Origin of the sequence: Cupriavidus sp. WS (genome assembly GCF_000395345.1) — a bacterium.
GTDB classification, from domain to species: domain Bacteria; phylum Pseudomonadota; class Gammaproteobacteria; order Burkholderiales; family Burkholderiaceae; genus Cupriavidus; species Cupriavidus basilensis_B.
On sequence record NZ_AQPL01000054.1, the window covers coordinates 21,583 to 37,918 of the forward strand.

Below are 16,336 nucleotides of genomic sequence, written 5' to 3' on the forward strand. Positions count from 1 at the left end.
CGTCGGTAGATCGGCGCGGGCGCGGTTCCTGGCCGGCGCCCTGGTCGATGCGTGTTAGTCGATGCGTTTCAGCTGCGTCTTGTACATGGCCTGGCGCGTGGCGTAGGTCTCGGCGTTGCGGTACAGGTTGGCCACGTCCTGCTCGGTGAGCTCGCGCACCACCTTGGCCGGCGCGCCCAGGATCAGCGAGCGGTCCGGGAACACCTTGCCCTCCGTGACCACCGCGCCGGCGCCGACCAGGCATTCCTTGCCGATCACCGCGCGGTTCAGGATCACCGCCTGGATGCCGATCAGCGAGCCTTCGCCCACGGTGCAGCCGTGCAGCATGGCCTGGTGGCCGATCGACACCTTGTCGCCGATGGTCAGCGGGCAGCCCGGGTCGGTATGGAGCACGGTGCCTTCCTGCACGTTGCTGGACTCGCCCACCACGATCGGCTCGTTGTCGCCGCGGATCACCACGCCCGGCCACGCGCTCGCGCGCGCCTTGAGCGTCACGTTGCCGATGATGGTGGCCTCCGGCGCGACGTAGGCATCCGGATCGATGGTCGGGGCGGTGTCGCCGAGCTGGTAAAGCGCCATGAAGTCTCCTGCACAAGTGCGTATGGGTATATGGGGTTTGCCGCCGGGCTTTAAAGGTTCGCGGGAGGGCGGCGGCGGGGACGCGCGATGTGGCGGATGCCGGCCGCGCCGAGCGCCGGCCCTACAATGGCGGCAACCCGGATTTTACGCTGATGGCAGCCAACCTGAACGACACCCCCCGCGCGGCCGAGCCCGCTTTCCCGGACGCCGCCGCCGCGGCCACCCCCGGCCTGCCGGATTTCACCGGCCTGTCGCTGCGCCGGCAGGCGCTGGCCATCCTGTGCCTGCGCGACGCCCGGCAGAAGGCGGCGGCCACGCGCCGCATGCGCCAGGCCGCCGCGGGCATGGCGCCGGAAGCACTCGGCGCCGGCGAAACCCTCACGGCCACGCTGCCGCTGCCGGGCCGCCCCGAGCGGCCGGAACTGGTGGCGCCGCAGCGCGTGGAGCGGCGCCGCTCGATCCATACGCCGGCCGGGCGGGCCGCCATGATCCACGCGCTGGCGCACATCGAGTTCAACGCCATCAACCTCGCGCTCGACGCCCTCTGGCGCTTCGGCGGCATGCCGGCCGGGTTCTACCTCGACTGGCTGCGCGTGGCCGACGAGGAGGCGCTGCACTTCACGCTGCTGGCCGACCACCTCGCCACGCTGGGCGCCAGCTATGGCGATTTCCCGGCGCACAACAGCCTGTGGGAGATGGCCGACAAGACCGCCGGCGACGTGCTGGCGCGCATGGCGCTGGTGCCGCGCACGCTCGAGGCGCGCGGGCTGGATGCCTCGCCGCCGGTGCGGGCCAAGCTGGCCGCCGCCGGCGACCACGAGGCCGCCGCCATCATCGACATCATCCTGCGCGACGAAGTTGGCCACGTGGCCATCGGCAACCGCTGGTACCGCTGGCTGTGCGCCGGGCGCGGGCTGGACCCGGTCGCCGCCTATGGCGAACTGGCGGCGCGCTACCAGGCGCCGCGCCTGCGCCCGCCCTTCAACCTCGAGGCGCGCCGCGCGGCCGGCTTCGACGACGCCGAGCTCGCGTGGCTCGAGGCGCAGGCCGCTCGGTAATGCCCGCTCAGTAATACTCGGCCATCACGACCAGGCCCTGCTGGCCACCGTCCGGATCGCTCTTCCTCACGAAGCGCGCCGTCTCGACCGAGGCGCGCGCCGACTTCAACTGCACGGACTTGCCGGGCATCAGCGGCACGGCGGCGAACTCGGCGGCCTGGGCGCCGTTCTGCGGGCAGCTTACCGAGGCGCTGCCGGAGCCGGCGCTCATCTGCGTCATGCACGACGGCGCGACGATGGCGCCGCGGAAGAAGATCACGCCGCCGGCGCCCCACGCCGGGACCGAGAGCAGCGCGCACGCCAGCGCCAGCGTCAGGCGGTGCTTGAGGTTGCGGATGGAGGCGTTGCCGGTGCGTGCATGCGTGCTCATGGTGATCCCCTTTTGGTCATTGAGCCCAGGAAAATTCGTAAAGCCTTGTCGGAAATTTCTTCTTGTTTGATAGGAAGTTTATTTTCTGTTTGTAGGAAATTCAACTTAGAAAAGATGAATTTTCCTACGTCTATTCGTTCGTTGTTGTGTTAAATCAACCGGCCTTTTATGCGGGTTTTCGGCATCTTGATATTGGAATAAACAGCATCTAGATGAGATTTATCCTAATCCGCGTCGCGCTGTCGAAGGGAAATTCGGCGAAATATTGGCGATGATTTTTATTTAAGAGTTATCTTAAAAATAAGAGAAATACCAGGTCATCCGGCGTGGCGGGCCAGTCCGTCGAATGCGCCATCGGAAATGCGGCCGCCTATCTCCGCTAACGTCAACTTTGGCGAATACTTGACGCGGGATTTCACTGACCCGGATGCCTGTCGGCCGGCGCGGAAAATGAAGCGAGGGGAGGGAGGGGAAAGGCGGGGCGGGAAGCCGGCCGCGCGGGCGCCGGCGTGCCGGCGCGCGTGGCCGGCCGGAGACTAGCGCTGCGCCGCGCCGCCGCGCTGCGCTTCCATCTCGCGCAGCACGCGGCGCTGGATCTTGCCGGTGGTGGTCATCGGCAACTGCGCGATGAACTCGATGGTCTTGGGGTACTCGTAGGGCGCGAGCAGGCCGCGCACGTGCTGCTGCAGCGCCGCGGTCAGGTCGGCGTCGGCCTGCGCGGAGCGGGCCACCGACGGCTGCAGCACGACGAACGCCTTCACCACGGCGCCGCGCTCCGGGTCCGGCGACGGCACCACGGCGCAGTTCGACACGGCCGGATGCTTGAGCAGGCAGTTCTCGATCTCGCTCGGGCCGATGCGGTAGCCCGACGACTTGAAGACGTCGTCGGCGCGGCCCTGGTACCACAGGTAGCCGTCGGCGTCGGCGCGGGCGAGGTCGCCGGTGCGGCACCAGCGCAGGCCGCCGTGCTCGACGAACCGGTCCCGCGTGGCGGCCTCGTTGCGCCAGTAGCCGAGAAAGAACACCGGGTCGGGGTGGCCGTGCCGGTCGGTGTCGCACACGGCGATCTCGCCGGTTTCGCCGGGCGCGCACGGCCGGCCGTCCTCGTCGACCACGGCCAGCCGGTGGCCCGGATACGGGCGGCCCATCGAGCCGGCGCGCGCCGGCCAGCCGAGCTCGCCGTCGTCGTTCTGCGCGGTGCAGTTGCCCACGATGTAGTTGATCTCGGTCTGGCCGAACATCTCGTTGACCACCACGCCGAGCGCGTCGCGGCACCACGCGAACACGGTCTCGCCGACCGCCTCGCCGGCGCTCATCAGCGCGCGCAGGTGCAGGCGGTACTGGCCGCGCGGCGCCGGGCAGGTCTTCATCATCTGCTTGAGCGCGGTCGGGAACAGGAAGGTGTTGGTGACGCGGTAGCGCTCCAGCAGCGCGAACGCCACCTGCGCCGAGAAGCGGCCCTGGTAGCCCACGATGGACTGGCCGAGGTACAGCGCCGGCATCAGCGCGTCCCACAGGCCGCCGGTCCAGGCCCAGTCGGCCGGGCTCCAGAACACGTCGCCCTCGCGCGGATACCAGTTCTGCGAGCAGACGAAGCCGGTCAGGTTGCCGATCAGCGCGCGGTGCGGGATCACCGCGCCCTTGGGCGGCCCGGTGGTGCCGCTGGTGTAGATCAGCACGGCCGCTTCGTCGGCCTTGGTCAGCTCGGCGGTGAAGTCCGGCAACTGCGCCGCCAGCAGCGCGTCCCAGTCGTGCCCGGCGCGGGCCGCGGCCGCGCCCACGCCGATCACCGCGGCGAGCGCCGGGCATTCGGGGCGCGCGGCCAGCACGTTGTCGATGGCGCTCTCGTCGGCGATCGCCACGCGCGCCTCGCTGTGCCGGAAGCGGAAGGCCAGCGCTTCCGGCCCGAACAGCATCGACAGCGGCATGGCGATGGCGCCGAGCTGGTAGATCGCCATATGCGCGATGACCGTCTCGATGCGCTGCGGCATGACGATGCCGACGCGGTCGCCGCGCGCCACGCCGAGCGCGCGCAGCGCGCGCGACAGGCGGTTCGCCTCGGCCTGGATGTGGGCATAGCTGTAGCTGGCGCGGCGGCCGTCCTCGTGCTCGGTGTAGACCGCGATGCGGCCGGCGCTGGCGGGGTCGCGCGCCCAGCGGCCGCAGCAGGCTTCGGCGAGGTTGAAGTGCTCCGGCACGTGCCAGCGGAAGCTGTCGTACAGCGCGCGGTAGTCGTCGCGCCGGCTGGCGGGCAGGGCGGATGCGGTCATGCAGGTCTCCTGTTTGCTGGCGTTCGCGCGGCGGCGTGGCGGCGGCATCGAGGCAGCGGGTGCCGCTATAATCGCCTGAGCGAACGATCGTTCTATTTTTATCGCGCCTCCCCGTTGTCGCGGGTGAAGGCGCCGGCCGGAAAGGGACCGGGGGAGACCACCATGACAATCAGAGAAACCTCGCGCTCGGAATTTATCACGTTGCGCGGGCTCGCCATGCACGTGCGCCACTGGGGCCGGGCGGGCGCGCCGAAGCTGTTCGCGCTGCACGGCTGGATGGACGTGGCGGCCTCGTTCCAGTTCATGGTGGACGCGCTGGCGGGCGACTGGCACGTGATCGCGCCGGACTGGCGCGGCTTCGGCCAGACCGCCTGGCCGACCCGCCATCCGGGCACCGAGTCGTACTGGTTCCCCGACTACATCGCCGACCTCGAGGCGGTGCTCGACCACTTCCAGCCCGGCGAGCCGGTCAACCTCGTGGGCCACAGCATGGGCGCCAACGTGGCCTGCTTCTACGCCGGCATCCGTCCCGCGCGGGTGCGCCGCGTGGTGGACCTGGAAGGCTTCGGCATGACCGCCACGCGCGCGGAGCAGGCGCCGGGGCGCTACGCGCTCTGGCTCGACGAGCTGCGCGCGCGCCCCGCGCTCAAGACCTACGACAGCGTGGCCGCGGTGGCCGCGCGGCTGCAGAAGACCAACCCGCGCCTGCCCGACGACCGCGCCGCCTTCCTGGCCGCGCACTGGTCGGCGCGCAATGCCGGGGGCCGCTGGGAGATCCTGGGCGATCCGGCGCACAAGATGGTCAATCCGGTGCTCTACCGGCTCGACGAGGTGATGGCGATCTGGGCGCAGGCCACCGCGCCGGTGCTGCACGTGGAGGCGCGCGACTCGCAGACGCTGAGCCACATCGCGCGCGGGCAGCCGCTCGACGAATTCCGGCAGCGCTTCAAGGCGTTCCGCGATTTCCGCGAGGCGGTCATCGACGACGCGGGTCACATGCTGCACCACGACCAGCCGCGCGCGGTGGCGGCGCTGGTCGACGACTTCTGCGCGTGAGGCGCGCCCGCGCCGGGTTCAGGCGTGCGTGAGCTTGTCCTTGAGCGCGGCGTTGTTGCTGGTGTGCACGTGCACCAGCGCCTTCTCCGGGAAGGCGTAGTGATAGGCCTTGCGCAGCGCCAGCGCGGCTTCGTGGAAGCCGGACAGGATCAGCTTCTGCTTGTTCGGGTAGAAGGCGATGTCGCCGGCGGCGAAGATGCCGCGGCGCGAGCTTTCGTAGGTGGTGGTGTCCACCACGATGCGCCCGGCGCGCATGTCGAGATCCCAGTGCGCGATCGGGCCCGGCTCCGACACCAGTCCGTACAGCGCCACCAGTTCGTCCGCGGGCAGGCTCACGGTGTCGTCGCGCGTGCGGATGTCCACGCCGGTCAGCGTGTCGCCCTCGGTCTTGAGCGCGCCCAGCATGCCTACCACGAAATCCATCTCGCCGGCCGCCACGGCCGCGCGCATTTCCGCCACTGAGCCGTCGGCGGCGCGGAAGCCCTCGCGCCGGTGCAGCAGGGTGACGCGCGCGGCCACCTTGCGCAGCGCCAGCGCCCAGTCCAGCGCGGAGTCGCCGCCGCCGGCCACCACCACGCGCCTGCCGGCGAAGCGCGCCACGTCGCGCACCGCGTAGTGCAGGTGGCGGTCTTCCAGCGCGGCGGCCTCGGGCAGCGCCACGCGCTGCGGGGCGAAGGCGCCGGCGCCGGCGCAGATCAGCACGGCGGCCACGTCGAAGCGCCTGCCGCCGTCGGTGGTGACCAGCAGGCGCGGCGGATGCGCGTGGCCGGCGTCGGGCGCGGCCGGCGCGGCGTCGCCGGCGCGGGCGATCTCCTCCAGGCCGTTGGCGCGCTCGTTGAAGTGCATCGGGAACGCGAACGGCGCGCACTGCTCGAGCAGGCGGTCCACCAGGTCCTGCGCCAGGCAGCCGGGCACCGCGGGGATGTCGTAGATCGGCTTCTCGGGGTAGAGCTCGGCGCACTGGCCGCCGGCGCGGTCCAGCACGTCGACCAGCTCGCAGCGCAGGCCCAGCACGCCCGCCTGGAAGGCCGCGAACAGGCCGACCGGGCCGGCGCCGACGATCAGCACGTCGGTGCGGGTCACGCCGTCGGCGTGGGCGGAGTCGGCTGGAATGGCGGAAGCGTCGGTCGGCATGGCGTGGCGGGCGGCGCGCTTGGCGCCGCCGGGCGGGAGGATCGAGAGGCCCCAACTATACCGCGCGGCGGGGCGCCGCCGGCCGACGCCAGCGTTGGCGGCAGGGCTATCGGGCCGTACCTCGGCCGTACCTCGGCCGCACCTCGGCCGCACCTCGGGCGGCGCTGTCGGGCCGCCCCGCCGGACCGGCCGACCGGCGCGCGGCGGCGGCCGGCGCCGCGTGTGCGGCCTCGCGCGCGGGAGTAGAATGGCGCTATGCAGAACCCTCACGCCATCAACGCCGATCTCCATTGCCATTCCACCGTGTCCGACGGCATGCTGTCGCCGCGCGACGTGGCCGCGCGCGCCCATGCGGGCGGCGTGGCTTTCTGGGCGCTGACCGACCATGACGAGGTCGGCGGGCAGAGCGAGGCGCGCGCCGCCGCCGAGGCGCTCGGCATGCGCTTCGTGCCGGGCGTGGAGATCTCGGTGACGTGGGCCGGCCAGACCGTGCACATCGTCGGGCTGCAGATCAACCCGGCCTGCCCGGCGCTGGTCGAAGGGCTGGCCGCCACGCGCTCGGGCCGCGCGGCGCGCGCGCAGGACATCGGCGACGCGCTCGCGGCCATCGGCATCGAGGGCGCCTACGAAGGCGCGCTGCGCTACGTCGGCAACCCGGACCTGATCTCCCGCACGCATTTCGCGCGCTGGCTGGTGGACCAGGGGCGCTGCAAGACCATCAGCGACGTGTTCAGCGAATACCTCGGCGAAGGCCGCCCCGGTTATGTCGGGCACCGCTGGGCCCGGCTGGCCGACGCGGTGGGCTGGATCCAGGCCGCCGGCGGCATTCCCGTGATGGCGCATCCGGGCCGCTACGACTACACCCAGCTCCAGCACGACGCGCTGTTCGACGAGTTCGTGCAGCTCGGCGGCGCCGCGGTCGAGGTGGTGACGGGCAGCCATACGCCCGACCAGTACCGCAAGTATGCCGACGTCGCGCGCCGCTACGGCCTGCTGGCCTCGCGCGGCTCGGATTTCCACGGTCCCGGCGAAGGCCGCACCGAGCTGGGCGCGCTGCCGCCGCTGCCGTCGTCGGTCACGCCGGTCTGGCATGACTGGTAAGCCGGCCCGGCCCGCGGCCGCCCGGCGCTCCGATGGCCCGCCCCCGCCATGCGCACCGTCCGATCTTTTTCCCCGCAAGACCTGTCCGTCGCGCATGTCGCCTTCGCGCCGGGCCGGCGGCCTTTCGCCCTCCGACCGCCCATGTCCCAATATTTCGACATCCACCCGCTCAATCCGCAGCCGCGGCTGATCAAGCAGGCCGCGCAGATCATCGGCCAGGGCGGCCTGATCGCCCTGCCGACGGACTCCAGCTACGCGCTGGCCTGCCGGCTCGACGACAAGGCCGCGGTGGAGCGCCTGCGCCGCCTGCGCGGCATCGACGACAAGCACCACCTGACGCTGATGTGCAGCGACCTGTCCGAGCTGGGCAACTTCGCGCGCGTCGACAACCGCCAGTACCGCTGGCTCAAGGGCGCCACGCCCGGGCCCTATGTGTTCATCCTCGAGGCCACCAAGGAAGTGCCGCGGCGGCTGTCGCACCCCGCGCGCAAGACCATCGGCGTGCGCGTGCCCGACCACCCGATCCCGCTCGCGCTGCTGGCCGAGGTGGGCGAGCCGCTGATCTCGGCCACCCTGCAGCTGCCCGGCGACGAAGCCCCGCTCAACGAGCCCGAGGTGATCCGCGCGCGCCTCGAGAAGCTGCTCGACCTGGTGATCTGCGGCGGCGCCGCGCCGGCGCAGCCGACCACCGTGATCGACCTGACCAGCGGCGAGCCCGAGCTGATCCGGCAGGGCCGCGGCGACATCGGGCGCTTCGGCCTCTGAGCGCCGCCGGCGCGCTCCACGCGGGCGGCCGCCTCAGGCGCGCGGCGGCCCGGTACAATAGCGCCCCATGGATTCTTCCCTGATTCAGACCCTTGCGGTCTACGCCCTGCCGGTCCTGTTCGCCATCACGCTGCACGAAGCCGCCCACGGCTACGTGGCCAAGCTGTTCGGCGACAACACCGCCTATGTGATGGGCCGCGTCAGCATCAACCCGGCGCGGCACATCGATCCCATCGGCACCATCGCGGTGCCGCTGCTGCTCTATTTCATGACCAGCGGCCAGTTCGTGTTCGGCTACGCCAAGCCGGTGCCGGTCGCCTTCGACCGCCTGCGCAACCCGCGCTGGCACGGCATGTGGGTGGCGCTGGCCGGGCCGGGCAGCAACGTGCTGCAGGCCTTCCTGTGGGCGCTGATGGCGGTGGGGCTGGTGCTGGCGCAGGTGCAGGAGCCGTTCTTCAGCCAGATGGCGCGCGCCGGCGTGCTGGTCAACCTGGTGATGGCCGCCTTCAACCTGTTCCCGGTGCCGCCGCTCGACGGCGGCCGGGTGCTCACCGCGCTGCTGCCGCAGCGGCTCGCACATGCCATCTCGCGCATCGAGCCCTACGGCATCTTCGTGGTGCTGGCGCTGGTGGCCGCGGGCGTGATCACCAAGGTCTGGATGCAGCCGGTGATGGGCGTGCTCAGCGGGCTGGTGCAGCTGATGCTGCAACCCGTGCTGGCGCTGGTGCAATAGCACGCCGCCGGGCCGCGCCCGGCGCGCCGCATCCGACCTGCCGTACCGAGTACCGAGTACCGAATCCCCATCAAAAGCACAGACAGACATGTTTCCCGACCGCGTTCTCTCCGGCATGCGGCCTACCGGTGCGCTGCACCTGGGCCACTACCACGGCGTCCTGAAAAACTGGGTCCAGTTGCAGGCCGAATACCCGTGCTTCTTCTTCGTGGCGGACTGGCACGCGCTGACCACCCACTATGAATCGCCCGAGGTGATCGGCGAGTCGGTGTGGGAGATGCTGATCGACTGGCTCGCGGCCGGCGTCGATCCCGAGCGCGCCACGCTGTTCATCCAGAGCCGCGTGCCCGAGCACGCCGAGCTGTTCCTGCTGCTGGCGATGGGCACGCCGCTGGGCTGGCTGGAACGGGTGCCGACCTACAAGGACCAGATCGAGAAGCTCAAGGACAAGGACCTGTCCACCTACGGCTTCCTCGGCTATCCGCTGCTGCAGGCGGCCGACATCCTGATCTACCGCGCCGGCCGCGTGCCGGTGGGCGAGGACCAGGTGCCGCACGTGGAGATCACGCGCGAGATCGCGCGCCGCTTCAACTACCTGTACGGCCGCCAGCCCGGCTTCGAGGAACGCGCGCAGGAAGCCGCCAGGAAGCTGGGCGGCAAGCGCACCAGGGCCTATCTCGAGCTGCGCCGCGCCTACCAGGAGCAGGGCAAGGCCGAGGCGCTGGACGAGGGCGCGGCGCTGGTGGCGCAGTCGCAGAGCCTGGCCGCGGAAGACCGCGAACTGCTGCTGGGCTACCTGGGCGGCTCGCGCAAGACCATCCTGGTCGAGCCGCAGGCGCTGCTGACCGCGGCCTCGCGCATGCCGGGGCTGGACGGGCAGAAGATGTCCAAGTCCTACGGCAACACCATCCGCATGCGCGAGGACAAGGCCTCGGTGGAGAAAAAGGTGCGCACCATGCCGACCGATCCGGCGCGCGTGCGCCGCACCGACGCCGGCGACCCGGCGCGCTGCCCGGTGTGGCAGCTGCACCAGGTCTACTCGGACGCGCCCACGCGCGAGTGGGTGGAGCCGGGCTGCCGCAGCGCCGCCATCGGCTGCATCGAATGCAAGCAGCCCGTGATCGACGGCATCCTGCGCGAGCAGCAGCCGATGCTGGAGCGCGCGCAGAAGTACATGGACGATCCCGCGCTGCTGCGCGACATCGTCGCGCACGGTTGCGACCGGGCCAGCCAGGTGGCGCGCGAGACCATGCGCGACGTGCGCGCGGCGATGGGGCTGGGATATCAATGAACAGCGCGATGAACCACGCCGCCACCGCCGCGCCGCCCTCGCCGTGGGTGCTGCGCTGGGCGCACCTGGCGCGCGCGGGCGGCCGCGTGCTCGACCTCGCCTGCGGTAGTGGCCGCCATGCGGCGTGGTTCGCCGCGCGCGGGCATGCCGTGCTGGGCGTCGACCGCGACGGCGCGGCGCTGGCCGCGCTGCCCGCCGGCATCGAGACGCTGCAGGCCGACCTGGAGCAGGGCGCGTGGCCGCTGGCCGGGCGCGCGCCGTTCGACGCCATCGTGGTGACGAACTACCTGCACCGGCCGCTGTGGCCGCACCTGATCGCCGCGCTGGCGCCGGGCGGCGTGCTGATCTACGAGACCTTCGCCGCCGGCAACGAAACCGTGGGCAAGCCCTCCAACCCGGATTTCCTGCTGCGGCCGGGTGAACTGCTGGACGCGGTGCGCGGCGGGCTGCGCGTGGTCGCCTATGAGGATGGCGTGCTGGAAGTGCCTAGAACTGCCTTTGTACAGCGCCTGTGCGCGGTGTGCGAGGCGGCGAGGGAGGGTGAGGGCAAGGGCGGAGGCGAGGGCGGCCAGGCAGGCGCCGGCGCGCCGCCACGCTATCTTCTGCCCGGCTGAAGTGCGGCCAGGGCTATGCGCCCGCGTGCCCGGCGAGACCCGGACTTCACGCGCTGAACCGGCTTGGGTTTTCCCGGGTCGAAGCAGCGGTCGGAAGGCCCGGGCGATCCGGTACAATCGCGGTATTCGTTTCCCGAATTCTCAAACGTTATGACACAGATTAACGGCAGCATCGTCGCGATCGTGACGCCGATGCAGGAAGATGGCAGCCTGGATTTCCCCGCGCTGCGCGCCCTGATCGACTGGCACGTGGCCGAGGGCACCGACGGCATCGTGATCGTCGGCACCACCGGCGAGTCGCCCACCGTGACGGTGGACGAGCACTGCGAGCTGATCCGCGTGGCCGTGGAGCAGGCCGACAAGCGCATCCCGATCATCGCGGGCACCGGCGGCAACTCCACCAGCGAGGCGATCGAACTGACCGCCTTCGCCAGGAAGGTCGGCGCCGATGCCTCGCTGCAGGTCGTGCCGTACTACAACAAGCCGACCCAGGAAGGCATGTACCGCCATTTCCGCACCATCGCGGAAAGCGTGGACCTGCCGGTGGTGCTGTACAACGTGCCGGGCCGCACCGTGGCCGACATGCAGCCCGAGACCGTCCTGCGCCTGGCGCAGGTGCCGGGCATCATCGGCGTGAAGGAAGCCACCGGCAACATCGACCGCGCCGCGCAACTGATCAAGGACGCGCCGCAGGGCTTCGCCATCTACAGTGGCGACGACCCCACCGCGATCGCGCTGATGCTGCTCGGCGGCCACGGCAATATCTCGGTCACGGCCAACGTGGCGCCGCGCAAGATGCACGAGTTGTGCGTGGCTGCCCTGAAGGGCGACGCCATCGCCGCGCGTCGCATCCACATGGAACTGGTTGCGCTGAACAAGGCGATGTTCGTCGAGGCCAACCCGATTCCCGTCAAGTGGGCACTCCAGCAAATGGGCAAGATGCAGGGCGGTATCCGCCTCCCGCTCACCCCGCTGTCACCGGAATACCACGACGTGGTGCGCAAGGCGCTGTCGGATGCCGGCCTGCTCGGCTGAGATCCCGCGGTACCCTGCCGTTGTCCCATCAACTAGGATTGCGTGTCAATGAAACTCAAGCTTAACCGCCGCGGCGCAACGCAAGTTCGCCGTGCCGCCCTGGTCTTGCCCGTGCTGGTGGCCAGCGCGATGTCCGCGTGCAGCAGCATCAACGATGCGATGGCACCGGACAAGATCGACTACAAGGCCAACGCCAAGCGCACCTCCACGCTCGACGTGCCGCCCGACCTGACCAAGATCGAAGGCGACCGCCGCTACTCCGTGCCCGACCAGAACGGCACCTCCACGCTGTCGACCTACAACCAGTCGACCAAGGTGGCGCAGCAGCAGGTCGGCACCGAGAACGTGCTGCCGTCCACGCAGGGCGTGCGCATGGAGCGCGACGGCAATCAGCGCTGGCTGGTGATCAGCAACGGCATGCGTCCGGACCAGTTGTGGCAGTCGCTGCGCGAGTTCTGGCAGGAGAGCGGTTTCCTGCTGGTGCAGGACTCGCCCGAGACCGGCATCATGGAAACGGACTGGGCCGAGAACCGCGCCAAGATTCCGCAGGACTTCATCCGCAACACCATCGGCAAGGTCTTCGACGGCCTGTACTCGACCTCCGAGCGCGACAAGTTCCGCACGCGCCTGGAGCGCACGCAGAACGGCAACCTGGAGGTCTACATCAGCCACCGCGGCGCGCAGGAGCAACTGACCGGCATCGACAAGTCGCAGACGGTGTGGACCCCGCGCCCGTCCGATCCCGAGCTGGAAGCGGAATTCCTCTCGCGCTTCGCGCAGCGCCTCGGCGTGCAGAAGGAGCAGGCCGACCGCATGGCCAAGAACGGCGGCGCGCCGGCGGCAGCGGCGTCCGGCGCGGCCGCCGCGCCCGTGGTGGCGGCCAAGGCACCCGCGGCCGGCAGCAACCTGACCCAGGTCAACGGCAGCCAGGCGCTGCAGCTGGCCGAGCCGTTCGACCGCGCCTGGCGTTCGGTCGGGCTGGCGCTGGACCGCGTCAACTTCACGGTGGAAGACCGCGACCGCGCGCAGGGCCTGTACTACGTGCGCTACGTCGATCCGCGCGACACCGTGGACAACCGCGGCTTCTTCTCCAAGCTGTTCGTCAGGACCGGCTCCGAGGACAGCAAGCGCGCCAAGAAGTACCGCGTGGCGCTCAAGGGCGACGGCACCGGCACCACGGTGACGGTGCAGAACGACGCGGGCCAGCCGGAAAGCACCGAGGTCGGCAAACGCATCCTTTCGCTGCTCGACGAGCAACTGCGCTGAGCGCGGTGCAGGTCGTGCCAGCATACCCGCGGCGTCCTGCCGCGGGAGGCTCCCGCAAGCTGCCGCGCGAGGCCGGCGCATGATGCGCTTCGCCTTTCTCGGCAGCGGCAGCGAGGGCAATTCCCTGTTGATCGAAGCGCGCGAGGGCAGCGCCACCACGCGGGTGCTGCTCGACTGCGGTTTCGGCATCCGCGAGACCGCGCGCCGGCTCGAGCGGCTCGGCGTCACGCCGGACCAGCTCGACGCGGTGCTGGTCACGCACGAGCATGGCGACCACGTCGGCTCGGCTTACGCATTCGCGTCGCGCCACGACCTGGCGGTCTACACCAGCCACGGCACCTGGCTGGCCACCTCGCACCTGCGCGGGGCCGAGACCGCCGACGTGCGGGTTTGCTGCGCCGACCATCCGCTGGCCATCGGCGCGCTCCAGATCCTGCCGTACACGGTGCCGCACGACGCGCGCGAGCCGCTGCAGTTCGTGCTCGGCGACGGCGACGCGAAGCTCGGCGTGCTGACCGACGCCGGCATGGAAACGCCGTACATCACCGCGCGCCTGTCGGGCGTGCACGCGCTGGTGCTCGAGTGCAACCATGACCGCGAGATGCTGCGCAACTCCGCCTATCCGGCCTCGCTGAAGCGGCGCATCGGCGGCGATTTCGGCCACCTCGCCAACGAGGTCGCGGCCGGGATCCTGGCGCGCGTGGCGCACCCGGGACTCCAGCGCGTGGTGGCGGCGCACCTGAGCCAGCAGAACAATACGCGGGAACTGGCGACGCAAGCGCTGGCGGGAGCACTTTCCGCGGCGGCCAGCGAGATCCTGGTGGCGGACCAGCACGAAGGGCTGGGCTGGCAGCCGGTCAGGGCCTGAATCCGGCGCGCCGCCGCGCGTGTGGCTGCCATGCGACAGCCGGTGCGGAAACGAACCGCACGGACGAAAAAAAGCCGACCCGAAGGTCGGCTTTCTTATCGGTCGAGACCGATTACTGCTTTGCAGCAGGAGCCGAAGCGTCGGCAGCGGGAGCCGAAGCGTCAGCGGCCGGAGCCGAAGCGTCAGCAGCCGGGGCAGCAGCGGGAGCCGAAGCTTCCGGTGCCGGAGCAGCAGCGGCGGGAGCCGAAGCTTCCGGTGCGGGAGCGGCGGCTTCTTCTTTCTTGCCGCAAGCGGCGAGAGCAACGGCGGCGAGCAGCGATGCGATCAGGAGAGACTTCTTCATTGTTCGTCCTTTAACTTTAATAACAGAAAAACAGGCGATGAATAATTACCGGTAATTATCGCTCTTGAACTGCAAAATAGAGGCTCTCCCGGGTGCCGACAAATGCAGTGGTACACAGTACTAGCCAGCCGACGATTATATCCGCGTTTTCCCGGCTTGTGTAGCGCTGTCTTTTCCTGTTTTTGCTTGTTACGGATTATTACAGCGGAGATGGCGCAAATTGCAGCCAACCCTCCAGCGCCCAGTGATGAAAGGTCTCCATCAGGTCGGGCAGAGCGGCGCTGGCGGCCACTTCGGCGGCACTCAGATGGCGCCGGTCGGCCAGTTGGCGCAGCCAGCGCGCCAGTTCCGCGGGCGGTTCGTAGGCTTCGCCGTTGATAAAGAAATGGGTGCGGTCGTACAGCGCGATCGATCCCGGCGCCAGCACGATGCCGTGAGATAGTGCCAGCTTGGTGTATTTCTTCAGCGTGATTTCCGGTATCTCCGGGAATTCCACGCTCGGCTTCGGCTCGGAAAGGTGGGTACCCAGAAACTCGGAAATCATGCTACCCGACCAACGAAGGGCACCGAGGCGCTCGCCGACCGCGCGCACCATGCCGGCCGGCAATTGCGCCGGCCGCGCGGTGGCGGCCTCGCCCGGGTCCGCGTAGCGGCCCTCGAGTTCCTCGTTGTCCTCGACCGTCTCCGACAGCCAGGCCAGGAAATGCCCGGCCAGCTCGCGGTAGGCCGGCGCGCGGAAGCCGACGGAGTAGGTCATGCACTCGCCCTCGGCCACGCCGTCGTGCGCGTATTGCGGCGGCAGGTAGAGCATGTCGCCGGGCTCCAGCACCCATTCCTGCTCGGGCGTGAAGTCGGCCAGGATCTTGAGCGGCAGGTCCGGCACCAGGTCGAGCCGGGGCTGGGACGAGATGCGCCAGCGCCGCCGGCCCGATACTTGCAGCAGGAACACGTCGTAGGAGTCGAAATGCGGACCCACGCCGCCGCCGTCGGTGGCGTAGCTGACCATCAGGTCGTCCAGGCGCGCATCGGGGGCGAAACGGAATTGCCCCAGCAATGCCGCGGCTGCACTATCGTGGAGGTTGACGCCCTGCACCAGCAGGGTCCATTGGCGCGTCTTGAGCGAGGGCAGGTTGTCGGCGGCGAAGGGGCCCTGCTCGAGCTTCCAGCGGTTGCGGAAGTGCGACACCAGGCGGGACTCGACGTCGTCCCGGTCGGCCAGTTCGAAAAGGGACTCGCGCGATACCGGCGGCACGATTCCCGGTATGGCCTGTCGGATCAGCAGGGGCTTGCGGTGCCAGATATCGCGCATGAAAGCGGCCGGCGTCATGCCTCCCAGCAGGGGGAGCGGCACGTCTGGATCGACGGGGCCGGGGGGCAAGGCCTGCGCGTATAATGCGGAATCGTTCATGGAGTCAAGAATTGAAAATCGCTAAGAACACGGTGGTATCCGTGGTGTACAAGCTGTCGGATGCGCAGGGCAATCTGATCGAGGAATCGGATGAGCCGATGGTCTATTTGCACGGCGGCTATGATGGCACGTTCCCCAAGATCGAGGAAGCGCTGGAAGGCCACGAAGCCGGCTTCGAGACCCAGCTCCAGCTCGAGCCCGACGAAGCGTTCGGCGATTACGACGCCGAGATGGTCAAGGTGGAGCCGCGCGACCGCTTCCCCGAGCCGCTCGAGATCGGCATGCAGTTCGAGGGCGTGCCCGAGGACGGCGACGAAGACGATTCGATCATCTATACCGTGACCGACGTGGCCGAAGACAAGGTCGTGCTCGACGGCAACCATCCGCTGGCCGGCATGGCGCTGCGCTTCTGGCTGCAGGTGTCGGAAGTGCGCGAAGCCACCGA

General features: G+C 69.7%; 17 protein-coding genes. 11 read left to right on the forward strand and 6 right to left on the reverse strand.

The features are described from left to right. Positions 1 to 54: 54 nt before the first annotated feature. On the reverse strand, positions 55 to 579 hold the full coding sequence (locus K206_RS0105770) for a gamma carbonic anhydrase family protein (RefSeq protein ID WP_020201464.1): 525 nt from the start codon (positions 577 to 579) through the stop codon (positions 55 to 57). A gap of 152 nt (positions 580 to 731) precedes the next feature. Here K206_RS0105770 and K206_RS0105775 point away from each other — a divergent pair, with 152 nt between their 5' ends. Then, entirely contained in the window at positions 732 to 1,637 is a 906-nt protein-coding gene (locus K206_RS0105775; RefSeq protein ID WP_029043276.1) for a ferritin-like domain-containing protein, read from the forward strand. A 7-nt stretch (positions 1,638 to 1,644) separates the two neighbouring features. Here K206_RS0105775 and K206_RS0105780 read toward each other — a convergent pair whose 3' ends face one another. Together K206_RS0105780 and K206_RS0105785 are read right to left on the reverse strand one after the other, a co-directional pair. Further along, positions 1,645 to 2,007 carry a hypothetical protein gene (locus tag K206_RS0105780; protein ID WP_020201466.1) on the reverse strand — a complete coding sequence of 121 codons (363 nt, stop codon included), beginning with the start codon at positions 2,005 to 2,007 and terminating at the stop codon, positions 1,645 to 1,647. A 536-nt stretch (positions 2,008 to 2,543) separates the two neighbouring features. Further along, positions 2,544 to 4,277 (reverse strand): acyl-CoA synthetase, encoded by a 1,734-nt coding sequence (locus K206_RS0105785; protein ID WP_020201467.1) that lies wholly within the window; start codon positions 4,275 to 4,277, stop codon positions 2,544 to 2,546. 162 nt (positions 4,278 to 4,439) lie between these two features. Here K206_RS0105785 and K206_RS0105790 point away from each other — a divergent pair, with 162 nt between their 5' ends. Continuing rightward, positions 4,440 to 5,333, forward strand: coding sequence for an alpha/beta fold hydrolase (locus K206_RS0105790; protein ID WP_029043277.1), 894 nt, complete (start codon positions 4,440 to 4,442; stop codon positions 5,331 to 5,333). Positions 5,334 to 5,351: 18 nt separating this feature from the next. Here the strand turns inward: K206_RS0105790 and K206_RS0105795 are convergent, their stop codons facing one another. Continuing rightward, the gene (locus tag K206_RS0105795) at positions 5,352 to 6,467 is read right to left on the reverse strand and encodes an NAD(P)/FAD-dependent oxidoreductase (protein WP_020201469.1); all 1,116 of its coding nucleotides are present in this window, start codon (positions 6,465 to 6,467) and stop codon (positions 5,352 to 5,354) included. Between the two features lie 255 nt (positions 6,468 to 6,722). Here K206_RS0105795 and K206_RS0105800 point away from each other — a divergent pair, with 255 nt between their 5' ends. The 8 genes from K206_RS0105800 to K206_RS0105835 all read left to right on the forward strand — a co-directional run bounded on the left by K206_RS0105800 (position 6,723) and on the right by K206_RS0105835 (position 14,140). Continuing rightward, positions 6,723 to 7,568 (forward strand): 3',5'-nucleoside bisphosphate phosphatase, encoded by an 846-nt coding sequence (locus K206_RS0105800; RefSeq protein ID WP_020201470.1) that lies wholly within the window; start codon positions 6,723 to 6,725, stop codon positions 7,566 to 7,568. 141 nt (positions 7,569 to 7,709) lie between these two features. Continuing rightward, a complete protein-coding gene (locus K206_RS0105805) occupies positions 7,710 to 8,333 on the forward strand; it encodes an L-threonylcarbamoyladenylate synthase (protein ID WP_020201471.1) in 624 nt (207 codons plus the stop codon). A gap of 67 nt (positions 8,334 to 8,400) precedes the next feature. After that, positions 8,401 to 9,066, forward strand: a complete 666-nt coding sequence (locus K206_RS0105810; protein ID WP_020201472.1) for a site-2 protease family protein — start codon at positions 8,401 to 8,403, stop codon at positions 9,064 to 9,066. 88 nt (positions 9,067 to 9,154) lie between these two features. Further along, positions 9,155 to 10,357: a tryptophan--tRNA ligase gene (locus tag K206_RS0105815; RefSeq protein ID WP_020201473.1), complete on the forward strand. Its 1,203-nt coding sequence runs from the start codon at positions 9,155 to 9,157 to the stop codon at positions 10,355 to 10,357. After that, entirely contained in the window at positions 10,354 to 10,971 is a 618-nt protein-coding gene (locus K206_RS0105820; RefSeq protein WP_231401560.1) for a bifunctional 2-polyprenyl-6-hydroxyphenol methylase/3-demethylubiquinol 3-O-methyltransferase UbiG, read from the forward strand. The genes K206_RS0105815 and K206_RS0105820 overlap by 4 nt, the downstream gene beginning before the upstream one ends. 150 nt (positions 10,972 to 11,121) lie before the next feature. Next, positions 11,122 to 12,006: a 4-hydroxy-tetrahydrodipicolinate synthase gene (gene dapA, locus K206_RS0105825; protein ID WP_020201475.1), complete on the forward strand. Its 885-nt coding sequence runs from the start codon at positions 11,122 to 11,124 to the stop codon at positions 12,004 to 12,006. 48 nt (positions 12,007 to 12,054) lie between these two features. After that, positions 12,055 to 13,272 carry an outer membrane protein assembly factor BamC gene (bamC, locus tag K206_RS0105830; protein WP_029043279.1) on the forward strand — a complete coding sequence of 406 codons (1,218 nt, stop codon included), beginning with the start codon at positions 12,055 to 12,057 and terminating at the stop codon, positions 13,270 to 13,272. 79 nt (positions 13,273 to 13,351) lie between these two features. Then, complete coding sequence (locus K206_RS0105835) at positions 13,352 to 14,140, forward strand: MBL fold metallo-hydrolase (protein ID WP_020201477.1); 789 nt, start codon at positions 13,352 to 13,354, stop codon at positions 14,138 to 14,140. A 112-nt stretch (positions 14,141 to 14,252) separates the two neighbouring features. On the opposite strand, the gene K206_RS44250 is transcribed toward K206_RS0105835, so the two are convergent. After that, positions 14,253 to 14,483, reverse strand: coding sequence for a hypothetical protein (locus K206_RS44250; protein ID WP_081651328.1), 231 nt, complete (start codon positions 14,481 to 14,483; stop codon positions 14,253 to 14,255). Between the two features lie 199 nt (positions 14,484 to 14,682). After that, the gene (locus K206_RS0105840) at positions 14,683 to 15,891 is read right to left on the reverse strand and encodes a cupin domain-containing protein (RefSeq protein ID WP_196812842.1); all 1,209 of its coding nucleotides are present in this window, start codon (positions 15,889 to 15,891) and stop codon (positions 14,683 to 14,685) included. Between the two features lie 11 nt (positions 15,892 to 15,902). Between K206_RS0105840 and K206_RS0105845 the strand changes: the two genes are divergently transcribed. Further along, the coding region (locus K206_RS0105845) for a peptidylprolyl isomerase (protein WP_020201479.1) at positions 15,903 to 16,336 on the forward strand (434 nt) is incomplete at its 3' end.

What these genes read in the sequence shown, in the direction of transcription:
- K206_RS0105770 (WP_020201464.1), bottom strand. Translation starts at nt 579, where the DNA reads ATGGCGCTTTACCAGCTCGGCGACACCGCCCCGACCATCGATCCGGAT.
- K206_RS0105775 (WP_029043276.1), top strand. Translation starts at nt 732, where the DNA reads ATGGCAGCCAACCTGAACGACACCCCCCGCGCGGCCGAGCCCGCTTTC.
- K206_RS0105780 (WP_020201466.1), bottom strand. Translation starts at nt 2,007, where the DNA reads ATGAGCACGCATGCACGCACCGGCAACGCCTCCATCCGCAACCTCAAG.
- K206_RS0105785 (WP_020201467.1), bottom strand. Translation starts at nt 4,277, where the DNA reads ATGACCGCATCCGCCCTGCCCGCCAGCCGGCGCGACGACTACCGCGCG.
- K206_RS0105790 (WP_029043277.1), top strand. Translation starts at nt 4,440, where the DNA reads ATGACAATCAGAGAAACCTCGCGCTCGGAATTTATCACGTTGCGCGGG.
- K206_RS0105795 (WP_020201469.1), bottom strand. Translation starts at nt 6,467, where the DNA reads ATGCCGACCGACGCTTCCGCCATTCCAGCCGACTCCGCCCACGCCGAC.
- K206_RS0105800 (WP_020201470.1), top strand. Translation starts at nt 6,723, where the DNA reads ATGCAGAACCCTCACGCCATCAACGCCGATCTCCATTGCCATTCCACC.
- K206_RS0105805 (WP_020201471.1), top strand. Translation starts at nt 7,710, where the DNA reads ATGTCCCAATATTTCGACATCCACCCGCTCAATCCGCAGCCGCGGCTG.
- K206_RS0105810 (WP_020201472.1), top strand. Translation starts at nt 8,401, where the DNA reads ATGGATTCTTCCCTGATTCAGACCCTTGCGGTCTACGCCCTGCCGGTC.
- K206_RS0105815 (WP_020201473.1), top strand. Translation starts at nt 9,155, where the DNA reads ATGTTTCCCGACCGCGTTCTCTCCGGCATGCGGCCTACCGGTGCGCTG.
- K206_RS0105820 (WP_231401560.1), top strand. Translation starts at nt 10,354, where the DNA reads ATGAACAGCGCGATGAACCACGCCGCCACCGCCGCGCCGCCCTCGCCG.
- dapA (WP_020201475.1), top strand. Translation starts at nt 11,122, where the DNA reads ATGACACAGATTAACGGCAGCATCGTCGCGATCGTGACGCCGATGCAG.
- bamC (WP_029043279.1), top strand. Translation starts at nt 12,055, where the DNA reads ATGAAACTCAAGCTTAACCGCCGCGGCGCAACGCAAGTTCGCCGTGCC.
- K206_RS0105835 (WP_020201477.1), top strand. Translation starts at nt 13,352, where the DNA reads ATGATGCGCTTCGCCTTTCTCGGCAGCGGCAGCGAGGGCAATTCCCTG.
- K206_RS44250 (WP_081651328.1), bottom strand. Translation starts at nt 14,483, where the DNA reads ATGAAGAAGTCTCTCCTGATCGCATCGCTGCTCGCCGCCGTTGCTCTC.
- K206_RS0105840 (WP_196812842.1), bottom strand. Translation starts at nt 15,891, where the DNA reads ATGAACGATTCCGCATTATACGCGCAGGCCTTGCCCCCCGGCCCCGTC.